The 10,076-nt window shown below is 71.4% G+C and carries 11 protein-coding genes; 2 read left to right on the top strand and 9 right to left on the bottom strand.

Annotation, left to right across the window (positions count from 1 at the left end; all coding sequences use genetic code 11):
• Window positions 1-1,056, top strand: a 1,056-nt coding sequence (locus ACILQS_RS13170) for an FUSC family protein (RefSeq protein WP_395640587.1), incomplete at its 5' end; no start/stop codon positions are given.
• Window positions 1,057-1,060: 4 nt separating this feature from the next.
• On the opposite strand, the gene ACILQS_RS13165 is transcribed toward ACILQS_RS13170, so the two are convergent.
• From ACILQS_RS13165 to ACILQS_RS13150, 4 genes are read right to left on the bottom strand one after another with little or no spacing between them, the layout of a single operon-like run.
• Window positions 1,061-1,651 (bottom strand): DNA-3-methyladenine glycosylase, encoded by a 591-nt coding sequence (locus ACILQS_RS13165; protein ID WP_395640588.1) that lies wholly within the window; start codon window positions 1,649-1,651, stop codon window positions 1,061-1,063.
• A complete protein-coding gene (locus ACILQS_RS13160) occupies window positions 1,648-1,839 on the bottom strand; it encodes a hypothetical protein (RefSeq protein WP_395640586.1) in 192 nt (63 codons plus the stop codon). Before ACILQS_RS13160 ends, ACILQS_RS13165 begins: the two co-directional genes overlap by 4 nt.
• Entirely contained in the window at window positions 1,836-3,236 is a 1,401-nt protein-coding gene (argH, locus tag ACILQS_RS13155; RefSeq protein ID WP_395640585.1) for an argininosuccinate lyase, read from the bottom strand. Before argH ends, ACILQS_RS13160 begins: the two co-directional genes overlap by 4 nt.
• Window positions 3,236-4,432 (bottom strand): argininosuccinate synthase, encoded by a 1,197-nt coding sequence (locus ACILQS_RS13150; protein ID WP_395640584.1) that lies wholly within the window; start codon window positions 4,430-4,432, stop codon window positions 3,236-3,238. The genes argH and ACILQS_RS13150 overlap by 1 nt, the downstream gene beginning before the upstream one ends.
• 54 nt (window positions 4,433-4,486) lie before the next feature.
• On the opposite strand from ACILQS_RS13150, the gene ACILQS_RS13145 reads away from it, so the two are divergent.
• Complete coding sequence (locus ACILQS_RS13145; protein WP_395640583.1) at window positions 4,487-5,125, top strand: DUF6264 family protein; 639 nt, start codon at window positions 4,487-4,489, stop codon at window positions 5,123-5,125.
• Between the two features lie 23 nt (window positions 5,126-5,148).
• On the opposite strand, the gene argF is transcribed toward ACILQS_RS13145, so the two are convergent.
• The 5 genes from argF to argC form a co-directional block, all read right to left on the bottom strand.
• Window positions 5,149-6,078 (bottom strand): ornithine carbamoyltransferase, encoded by a 930-nt coding sequence (gene argF, locus ACILQS_RS13140; protein ID WP_395640582.1) that lies wholly within the window; start codon window positions 6,076-6,078, stop codon window positions 5,149-5,151.
• Complete coding sequence (locus tag ACILQS_RS13135; RefSeq protein WP_395640581.1) at window positions 6,075-7,244, bottom strand: acetylornithine transaminase; 1,170 nt, start codon at window positions 7,242-7,244, stop codon at window positions 6,075-6,077. Before ACILQS_RS13135 ends, argF begins: the two co-directional genes overlap by 4 nt.
• Window positions 7,241-8,140: an acetylglutamate kinase gene (gene argB, locus ACILQS_RS13130; RefSeq protein WP_395640580.1), complete on the bottom strand. Its 900-nt coding sequence runs from the start codon at window positions 8,138-8,140 to the stop codon at window positions 7,241-7,243. The genes ACILQS_RS13135 and argB overlap by 4 nt, the downstream gene beginning before the upstream one ends.
• Window positions 8,137-9,288: a bifunctional glutamate N-acetyltransferase/amino-acid acetyltransferase ArgJ gene (argJ, locus tag ACILQS_RS13125; protein ID WP_395640579.1), complete on the bottom strand. Its 1,152-nt coding sequence runs from the start codon at window positions 9,286-9,288 to the stop codon at window positions 8,137-8,139. Before argJ ends, argB begins: the two co-directional genes overlap by 4 nt.
• Window positions 9,285-10,076: N-acetyl-gamma-glutamyl-phosphate reductase (gene argC, locus ACILQS_RS13120; RefSeq protein ID WP_395640578.1), on the bottom strand; the 792-nt coding region annotated here is incomplete at its 5' end. The genes argJ and argC, both read right to left, overlap by 4 nt.

Genomic DNA, 10,076 nt, shown 5'->3' with positions numbered 1-10,076 from the left:
CTCGAGGCCCTCGTGCGCGACCCGCTGCTGCAGGCTCCCGAACTCGCCGTGGCGCGTTCGACGGTTCCGGGTCGCTCCCCCGCTCTCGATCAGCCGTATGCGCCGCCTCGCCTCGACTGGCGCCGCGCCGCCCGCAGCCTGCTCTCGATCGCGACCCAGCTCCTCGTCGCCGTCGCGCTGTCGCTCGCGGCCGCGCAGTTCATCGACCCGCGTCACTGGTACTGGGCGGTCGGGGCCGCCGCGGTGATGGTCTTCGGCTGGACCTCCGGCGCCTCGTCGTTGAGCAAGGGCTACCGACGGGTGCTCGGCGCGCTCGGCGGGCTCCCCGTCGGCGTCGGGCTGTCGCTCCTCGTCCACGACAACCTCCTCCTGCTCGCCGTCGTCGCGCTCATGGCGATGTTCGTGCAGCAGTACGCGGCCGAACTGGCCTACGGCGTGAGCGTCTTCGCGCTCACGGTGCTCGTCACCGTGCTCTTCGGCCAGACGACCGACGACGTCGTCGAGACCCTGCCCACCCGCCTGGCGCTGACCGGGGTGGGCGCCGTGATCGGAGCGGGTGTCGGATTCGCCGTCCTGCCCGCCCGCCTCGGAGAGACCCTGCGACGCCAGGCCGACGAGGTCATGGCACAGGTGCAGGAGACGTTGACCGGGATGTCGTCGGGAGCGCGGTCGGAAGAGGTCACGCTGGCCGGGCGGGTCGCCTTCGAGCGGTTCGAGGTGCTGCGCTCGGAGGCGAAGTCCTCGCGTCGCGGCTGGCCGCTGTCGAAAGCGGAAGGCATCCTCGCCGAGCAGATCGGCGCGGGTGCGGTGGTCGCCCGCGAACTCCGGTCCGCGGTGCACGACTACCGCGCCCGGGTGGTCGACAAGCCCGGCTACAGCGTCGCGGTCGACGCCGTCGGCGCGAAGGTCGCCGGCGTGCGCGCGGAGCTGCGGGGCGGGCCCGACTTCCGCCGCGACGGCGCCGGCGAGAGCGGCACGCCGACGACGCCCGAGCACGGGCTCGTGCGACTCGAGCGCGCGGTCGACGGTCTCGCGGTCGCCCTGCGCGCGGGCTGAGCGATCAGCTGCGCGTCGTCGGCGCCGACCGCTTGTACGGCGACACCGTCGGATCGCCCGGCACCCAGAAGCGCCACGGGTAGTCGCCCGATCCCCCGGCGCCCGACACCCCGGTGCGGGGCCCCGACGCGACGACGGCGGCGGGATGCCGGGGCGGCTCGAATCGCAGCGGTCCGGTCGCGAGGTCGGCACCGTCGTCAGCGAGGGTGATGCCGAGCGCGACACAGAGCCGGGCCGGACCGCGCGCGAGGTCGGCATCAGTCTTCGAGGTCGTGCGGCGGGCGCGTGCCTCATCGAGGCCCGACACCACCTCGCCGGCGCGGAGCAGCACGGCCGTCGGCTCGCCGTCGGCGCCGCAGACGATGTTCGCGCAGACGTGCATGCCGTAGGTGAAGTACACGTAGAGGTGTCCCGCCGGGCCGAACATGATCGCGTTACGACGGGTCATGCCCCGGTAGGCGTGCGACCCGGGGTCCTGCGGGCCGAGGTAGGCCTCGACCTCGGTGATGCGCAGGCTCGTCCCGCGGCCGTGCAGGATGCCGCCGAGCATCAGCGGCGCGACCTGTGTGGCCGGCCGGGCGAGGAAGCGGGTCAGCGCGACCAGAGGTCGAGCCCGAGGAGCGACGTCGCGAGCAGCGCCCCGACGAGCACCGTGACGGCGACCCCCACGAACAGCGGCATCACCCAGGCACGCCGCGGCGCCTGGGCGTCATGCTTCGCCTTCCAGGCGTCGCGAGCGGCCGCCTTGCGGTCGTCCCGGCTGCTGTTGCCCGACAGGCTCATGAGGTCTCCTTGAGGACGAGGGCGTGCACGGCCGCGGTCAGGGCCGCGAGCTGTTCGGCGACGCGCTCGGGCGCCGTGCCGCCGATGCCCGACCGCGACGCGATCGAGCCGTCGACCGTGAGCACGGAGCGCACGTCGGGGGTCAGGCGGGCGTCGATCGCCGCGTAGTCGGCATCCGTCGGTTCGTCCAGGTCGAGGCCGCGCTCCTCGCAGAACCGCACGAGGGCGCCGGCGATCTCGTGCGCCTCGCGGAACGGCACGCCCTGCCGCACCAGGTGGTCGGCGACGTCGGTCGCAAGCGAGAAGCCCTGCGGGGCGAGGTCGCGCATCCGCTCCTGGTCGAAAGTGAGGGTCTCGATCATCCCGGCGAACGCGGGCAGCACGAGCTCGAGGGTCGCGACGGAGTCGAAGACCGGCTCCTTGTCCTCCTGCAGGTCGCGGTTGTACGCGAGCGGGAGCCCCTTGAGGGTCGTCAGCAGCCCGGTGAGATTGCCGACGAGCCGCCCCGCCTTGCCGCGGGCGAGTTCGGCGATGTCGGGGTTCTTCTTCTGCGGCATGATGCTCGAGCCGGTCGAGTAGGCGTCGTCGAGGCGGGCGAAGCCGAACTCGCGCGTCGTCCAGAGGATGACGTCTTCGGCGAAGCGCGAGAGGTCGACGCCGATCTGGGCGGCCACGTAGGCGAACTCGGCCACGACATCCCGGGCGCTCGTCGCGTCGATCGAGTTGGGCAGCGGGTCGCCGAGCCCGAGCTCCCGGGCGACGAGAGCGGGGTCGAGGCCGAGGGCTCCGCCGGCCAGTGCCCCGGCGCCGTAGGGCGAGGCCTGCGCCCGTACCCGCCAGTCGCGCAGCCGCTCGAGGTCGCGGACGAGCGGCCAGGCGTGGGCGAGCAGGTGGTGGGCGAGCAGGATCGGCTGCGCGTGCTGCAGGTGCGTGCGGCCCGGCATGACGGCGGCGGGGTGCGCGGACGCCGCCCCCGCGATGGCGTCGATCAGCCGCACGACGTCGCGGGAGATGATCGCGGCGTGGTCGAGCAGGAACAGTCGGATGAGCGTGGCGATCTGATCGTTGCGGCTGCGGCCGGCGCGCAACTTGCCGCCCAGTTCCGGCCCGACGACCGCCACGAGGGCGGCCTCGAGGGCGCCGTGCACGTCTTCGTCGTCATCCGATGCGACCAGCTCCCCGGACTCGACGCGTCGGGCGAGCTCGTCGAGCCCGTCGTGCATCGCCTGCTCCTCGGCAGCCGTCAGGTGACCTGCGGCGGCGAGCGCCGTCGCGTGCGCGTGCGAGCCGGCGAGGTCGTAGCGCGCCAGCACCCAGTCGAAGTGCGTGCTGCGGCTCAGGGCGGCGAGTTCGGGGGCGGGTCCGCCCTCGAACCGCGCCCCCCAGAGCTTCGCCACTACTCCCCCAGGTCCCGGCGCGCCGAGATCTTCGACGGCAACGACCAGATCTCGATGAAGCCCTTCGCGAGCGACTGGTCGAACGTGTCGCCGGTGTCGTAGGTCGCGAGCGAGAAGTCGTAGAGCGACTGGTCGCTCTTGCGGCCGGTGACGACGGCACGGCCGCCCTGCAGCTGGAGCCGGATCTCGCCCGACACGTACTTCTGGGTGTCGTCGATGAAGGCATCCATCGACCGCTTGAGCCCCGAGAACCAGAGGCCCTCGTAGACCAGCTCCGCCCAGTCGGCCTCCATCTTGCGCTTGTAGCGGTTGACGTCGCGCTCGAGGGTGAGGTTCTCGAGCTCTTCGTGCGCAGTGATGAGCGCGATCGCGCCCGGCGCCTCGTAGACCTCGCGGCTCTTGATGCCGACGAGACGGTCCTCGACCATGTCGATGCGGCCGATGCCGTGCTGCCCGGCGATGGCGTTCATCTGCTCGACCGCCTGCAGCGGGGTGACCGGCTTACCGTCGATCGCCACCGGGATGCCCTGGGCGAAGGTGATCGTGACCTCGTCGGCGGGGCCGTCGACGGCCGGGTCTTGCGTGTACTCGTAGAGGTCCTCGATCGGGGCGTTCCACGGGTCCTCGAGGAAGCCGGTCTCGACGGCCCGGCCCCAGACGTTCTTGTCGATCGAGTACGGGTTCTTCTTCGACTGCTGGATGGGGAGGTTGTGCTCCTCCGCGTAGGCGATCGCCTTGTCGCGGGTGAGCGCGAGGTCGCGGATCGGCGCGATGCTCGTCAGGTCGGGGGCGAGCGCGGCGACCGCGGCTTCGAACCGCACCTGGTCGTTGCCCTTGCCGGTGCAGCCGTGCGCGACCGAGTCGGCGCCGAGTTCCTTCGCGACGCGCGCGAGATGCTCGGCGATGATCGGCCGGCTGAGCGCCGAGACGAGCGGGTAGCGCTTCTGGTACATCGCGTTCGCCTTGAGCGCGGGCATCAGGTAGTCGTTCGCGAACTGGTCCTTCGCGTCGACGACGACGGCTTCGACGGCACCGCAGTCGAGGGCACGCTGACGGATGTCATCCATGTTCTCGCCGCCCTGGCCGACGTCGACGGCGAGAGCCACGACCTCCTTGCCGGTCGCATCCTTGAGCCAGCCGATTCCGACCGAGGTGTCGAGTCCGCCCGAGTAGGCGAGGACGACGCGTTGTGCCATGAGTGTGTCTCCTGTTGTTCTGGTTCTCAGCGTAAGGGTGAGTAGGGTAGGCGCATGTCCGAGCCGAACTCAGCGTCCGACCCGACTCCCGAGGTGCCGAAGGCCCCGTCGTTCACGTACGGCAGCCCGGCCGCTCAGCCCGTGCCGCCCGCACCCGCGGCCGGGCAGTTGCCGCCGCCGCAGTACGGCGAGCGACTCCCGGCTCCGGCCGGTGCGCCCGCGCCCGGTGCCGCACCCGCCGCCCCCGCCTACGCGGTGCCCGCTTACGGCGCTCCCGCCTACGGCGCTCCGCAGGGGATGCCGCCGGTGAAGCGCCGCCGCACCTGGGATCTCGTGCTCACGATCATCCTGCTCGTGCTCGGTCTCTTCGGGATGGGCATCGGCCTCATCTACGCCGCCCTGTTCTCCGACCCGGTGATGGTGCAGGAGGTCTTCGACGAGGCGTACGGCCAGTCGGGGCTCGGCGGCTGGAACGGCTCCGTCGGCGCGGCGCCCGCGATCATCGCGATCAGCCACGTCGTGCTCTACCTGGTGGCGCTCGGCGTGAGCATCCTGCTGCTGGTGAAGAACAAGGTCGCCTTCTGGGTGCCGCTCTCGGCGGGCGTGATCGCGGCGATCGTGTTCTGGGGTGCGCTGTTCGCGATCGTGCTGAGCGACCCGTCGCTGATGTCCGGCATGACCGGGATGCGCTGACCCGACCCGCACGTACGGCCTCGTCACGCGCTGTTCTTCTCGAGCAGCCAGGTGAGCAGCGCCTTCTGCGCGTGCAGCCGGTTCTCGGCCTCGTCCCAGATGACGCTCTGCGGTCCGTCGATGACCTCCGCCGCGACCTCGTAGCCGCGGTCGGCCGGCAGGCAGTGCAGGAAGATCGCGTCGGGCTCGGCGAGCGTCATGAGTTCCGGCGTGACCTGAAAGTCCCGGAGGGCGGCGACGCGGTGCGCCTTCTCCTCCTCCTTGCCCATCGAGACCCACGTGTCGGTCACCACGACATCGGCGCCCGTGACCGCCGCCACCGGGTCACTGAGCAGCGTCACCGACCCACCGGTCGTCGCGGCGATGCGCTCGGCGTCGGCGACGACATCCGGCATCGGGCTGAACTCCGCAGGGAACGCGACGCGCACGTGCATTCCCGCCGTCGCTCCCGCGAGGAGGTACGAATGCACCATGTTGTCGGCGCCATCGCCGAGGAAAGCCACGGTCAGACCGGCGAGGACGCCCTTGTGCTCGCGGATGGTCAGCAGGTCGGCGAGCAACTGGCAGGGGTGGAAGTCGTCGGAGAGGGCGTTGATGACCGGCACCGTCGTGCCGGCCGCCATCTCTTCCAGCCCCGACTGCGCGTAGGTGCGCCAGGCGATCGCGGCGACCATCCGTTCGAGCACCCGCGCCGTATCGGCGGGCGTCTCCTTGCCGCCGAGCTGGCTGTTGGCGGTCGAGATGATGAGCGGGTTGCCCCCGAGGTCGGCGACGCCCACCTCGAAGCTCACCCGCGTGCGGGTCGACGACTTGTCGAAGATGACCGCGACGGCCTGCGGTCCGGCGAGTGGGGTGCGCCCCCAGCGGTCGGCCTTGATCGCCTCGGCGAGATCGAGGATCTCGGTCTGCTCGGCCGGGGTGAGGTCGTCGTCGCGGAGGAAGTGCCGGGTCATGAGTCGCTGCTTTCTGTCGCGGCCAGGGCCTGGGGGAAGAGGTCGAAGAAGCGGTCGACGTCCGCGGCGGTGATCGTGAGCGGCGGGGCGAGACGGATGCGGTCCTCGGCCGCCGCGTTCACGATGAGACCCAGCTCGAGGGCTCGCGTCGCGACCGCGCCGGCGTGCGGACCGTCGAGACCGATGCCGACGAGGAGGCCCCGGCCGGAGACATCCGTGATCGCGGGGTGATCGAGCGCGGCGAGGCCGGCCCGGATGAGCTCGCCCATCGCCCGCGCGTTGCCGACGAGGTCGGCGCGCTCGATCTCGCCGAGCACGGCGTTCGCCGTCGCGGTCGCCAGCGGGTTGCCGCCGAAGGTCGTGCCGTGGTCGCCCGGCTGCAGCAGATCCTTCACCGGGCCGAAGGCGACGAGCGCGCCGATCGGGAAGCCGCCGCCGATGCCCTTCGCGAGGGCGAGCAGATCGGGCACGATCCCGTCGCGCTGGAACGCGAACCAGTCCCCCGTGCGCCCGGCACCGGTCTGGATCTCGTCGAGGATCAGGAGCGCCCCGTGCTTCGCGGTGAGCGCGCGGGCCGCCGCGAGGTAGCCCTCGGGCAGGTCGAGCGCGCCCGCCTCGCCCTTGATCGGTTCGAGCACGAGCGCCGCGACGTCCGGCCCGATCGCGTTCTCGAGCGCCTCCACCGTGGAGGGCAGGAACTCAGGCCCCGGGATGAGCGGCTCGAACGGCGTGCGGTAGGAGTCCTTCCCGGTGATCGCGAGCGCGCCCGTCGACCGGCCGTGAAACGACTTCTCGAGGGTGAGGATGCGGGTGCGCCCGGTGCGCCGGGAGACCTTGATCGCCGCCTCGATCACCTCGGTGCCGGAGTTGCCGAAGAACACCGCGTCGCCGCCGGTCAGGCGCTTGAGCCGCTCGGCGAGTTCCAGTTGCGGCTCGGAGGCGAAGTAGTTGGAGACGTGGGCGATTCTTCCCGCCTGCCGACTCACGGCCTCGACGAACACCGGATGCGCGTGCCCGAGTGCGTTGACGGCGATGCCGGCGAGGAAGTCGAGGTACTCGGTGCCCTGGTCGTCCCAGACCCGGGCACCCTCGCCCCGCACGAGCACCCGCAGCGGGGTGGGCGCGTAGGAAAACATCGCGTCGCGGAATCTCTGCTGGCCGCTCATGCCACCACCTCCGTGCCGATACCGGCATCCGTGAAGATCTCCAGCAGCACCGAGTGCGGGCGCCGGCCGTCGATGATCGCGGCCTTCGGCACCCCGCCGGTGACGGCCTCGAGGCACGCCGTCATCTTCGGGATCATCCCGCTCTCCAGTCTCGGCAGCAGCACCGTCAGCTCGGGCACCGTGATGTTCGACACGAGCGAGTCGCGGTTCGGCCAGTCGGCGTAGAGTCCGGCGACGTCGGTGAGCACGACGAGTTTCTCGGCGCCGAGCGCGACCGCGAGCGCGGCGGCCGCCGAGTCGGCGTTGACGTTGAGCGACTGGCCCGGCACGTCGAGGTCGGGCGCGATCGACGACACGACCGGGATGCGCCCCGCCTCGACCTCCGCGAGCACCGCCGCGGGGTCGACCTGCACGACGTCGCCGACCAGCCCGATATCCACCGTCTCGCCGTCGACTTCTGCGCCCCGGCGCCGTCCCCCGAAGAGCCCGGCGTCTTCCCCCGAGATCGCCGACGCGAGGGGGCCGTGCTCGTTGATGAGCGTGACGAGTTCGCGACTGACCTGTCCGGTCAGCACCATCCGCACGACCTCCATCGCCTCGGGCGTCGTCACCCGGTAGCCGCCGCGGAATTCGCTCGGGATGCCGAGCCGGTCGAGCATCGCGGTGATCTGCGGGCCCCCGCCGTGCACGACGACCGGCTTCAGGCCGACGTAGCGCAGGTAGACCATGTCCTCGGCGAACGCGCGCTGAAGCTCGGGACTGACCATCGCGTTGCCGCCGAACTTGACGACGACGATCTTCCCCGAGAAGCGCTTCAGCCACCCGAGGGATTCGATCAGGGTGCCGGCCTTGATCTCGGCGCCCAGGGCCCGTTCATCCGCCTCGAGATCGGTCATGAGCTGTACGCCGAGTTCTCGTGCACGTAGTCGTGGGTGAGGTCGTTGGTGAGGATCGTCGCGGCCGCATGCCCGGCGTGCAGCTCCAGCTGCAGCAGCAGGGTGCGCGGCGTCAGGTCGACCTCCTCGCGTGGCCGGTCGGGACCGCCCTTCGCGCACACCCGCACCCCGTTCATGAGTACGTCGACGTCGTAGGGGTCGAACGTGGCCTGCGTCGTGCCGATCGCGGCGAGCACCCGGCCCCAGTTCGCGTCGTTGCCGAACACCGCCGCCTTGAACAGGTTGTTGCGGGCGATCGCGCGGCCGACCTCGACGGCGTCGTCCTCCGTCGCGGCGCCCATCACCTCGATGACGATGTCGTGACTCGCGCCCTCGGCATCCTGCTGCAACTGGAACGCGAGATCCATGCAGAGGTCCTGCAGCGCGGCGGTGAAGAGATGGATGTCGGGGCTGATCCCCGAGGCTCCGCTCGCCAGCAGTGTGACCTGGTCGTTCGTCGACATGCAGCCGTCGCTGTCGAGCCGGTCGAAGCTGATCCGGGTCGCCGCCCGCAGCGCCTGATCGAGCTGTTCGCTCGTCAGGTCGGCGTCGGTCGTGATGACGACGAGCATCGTCGCGAGCCCGGGGGCGAGCATCCCGGCGCCCTTCGCCATGCCGCCGATCCGCCAGCCGTCGCGTTCGCGGGTCGCCGTCTTCGGGTGGGTGTCGGTCGTGATGATGGCGGCGGCGGCATCCGCTCCGCCGTCGGAGCTGAGCGCAGCGGCCGCGGACGCGATGCCCGGCAGCAGTTTCGCGCGGTCGAGCTGCACCCCGATCAAGCCGGTCGAGCAGACGAGCACGTCGCCGGCGCTGACCCCGACGGCCTCCGCAACCGCCTCGGCGGTCAGGTGCGTGGTCTGGAAGCCCTCGCTGCCGGTGAAGCAGTTCGCTCCCCCGGAGTTCAGCACGATCGCCCTCACCGTGCCGTCGGCGATGACCTGCTTCGACCAGATGACGGGGTTCGCGAGCGCCCGGTTGCTCGTGAACACCGCGGCGGCGGCGTGGCGGGGGCCGGTGTTGACGACGAGCGCGAGGTCGGGGTTGCCCGACGACTTGAGCCCGATCGGGATGCCGGCGGCGGAGAAACCTGACGCGAAAGTGGTGCTCACGGAGCGACTCCATCGAGGGGAAGACCGAGCGTCTCGGGCAGCCCGAGCGCGAGGTTGGCGGACTGGATCGCGGCACCCGCGGTGCCCTTGACGAGGTTGTCGAGCGCGGAGACCACGACGACCCGGCCCGCCCGCTCGTCGATGGCGACTCCGAGCAGCGTCGTGTTCGCGCCCGTCGTGTCACCGGATCTCGGGAAGACGCCCGCGGGCAGCAGGTGCACGAACGGCTCGTCGGCGTAGGCGTGCTCCCACGCCGCCCGCACCTCGGCAGCGCTGCCGGTGAGCTTGGCCGTCGAGGTGGCGAGGATGCCGCGGGCCATCGGCACGAGCACGGGGGTGAACGAGATGCTCACGTCGCTCCCGCCGGCCGCGGTCAGGTTCTGCACGATCTCCGGGTTGTGGCGGTGCACGCCGCCGACTTGGTAGGCCGAGGCGGACCCCATCAACTCGGCGCCGAGCAGGTCGGTACGGAGGCTCTTGCCCGCCCCCGACGGTCCGACCGCGAGCACGCTCACCAGGTCGTCGGCGGCGATCACGCCGGCCGCAATGCCCGGCGCGAGGCCGAGGGTGATCGCGGTGACGTTGCAGCCGGGCACCGCGATCCGGGTCGCGCCGGCGAGGTTCTGCCGCTGGGTCCCGCCGCCGGCGAGCGGCAGCTCCGGCATCCCGTAGGTCCACGCCCCGTGGTATTCGCCGCCGTAGAAAGCCGCCCACGCGTCGGGATCGGTGAGCCGGTGGTCGGCGCCGCAGTCGATCACGAGCACGTCGTCGGGGAGGTGCGCGGTGAT

The sequence above is a fragment of the Pseudolysinimonas sp. genome, from assembly GCF_044239695.1.
GTDB lineage: Bacteria > Actinomycetota > Actinomycetes > Actinomycetales > Microbacteriaceae > Pseudolysinimonas_A.
This window is presented reverse-complemented; position numbering and strand designations above follow the sequence as displayed.

Bases quoted from the DNA above. Each gene is read 5' to 3' on its own strand.
- ACILQS_RS13160 (WP_395640586.1), bottom strand. From the start codon at position 1,839: ATGAGCCTGTCGGGCAACAGCAGCCGGGACGACCGCAAGGCGGCCGCT.
- ACILQS_RS13150 (WP_395640584.1), bottom strand. From the start codon at position 4,432: ATGGCACAACGCGTCGTCCTCGCCTACTCGGGCGGACTCGACACCTCG.
- ACILQS_RS13145 (WP_395640583.1), top strand. From the start codon at position 4,487: ATGTCCGAGCCGAACTCAGCGTCCGACCCGACTCCCGAGGTGCCGAAG.
- argF (WP_395640582.1), bottom strand. From the start codon at position 6,078: ATGACCCGGCACTTCCTCCGCGACGACGACCTCACCCCGGCCGAGCAG.
- ACILQS_RS13135 (WP_395640581.1), bottom strand. From the start codon at position 7,244: ATGAGCGGCCAGCAGAGATTCCGCGACGCGATGTTTTCCTACGCGCCC.
- argB (WP_395640580.1), bottom strand. From the start codon at position 8,140: ATGACCGATCTCGAGGCGGATGAACGGGCCCTGGGCGCCGAGATCAAG.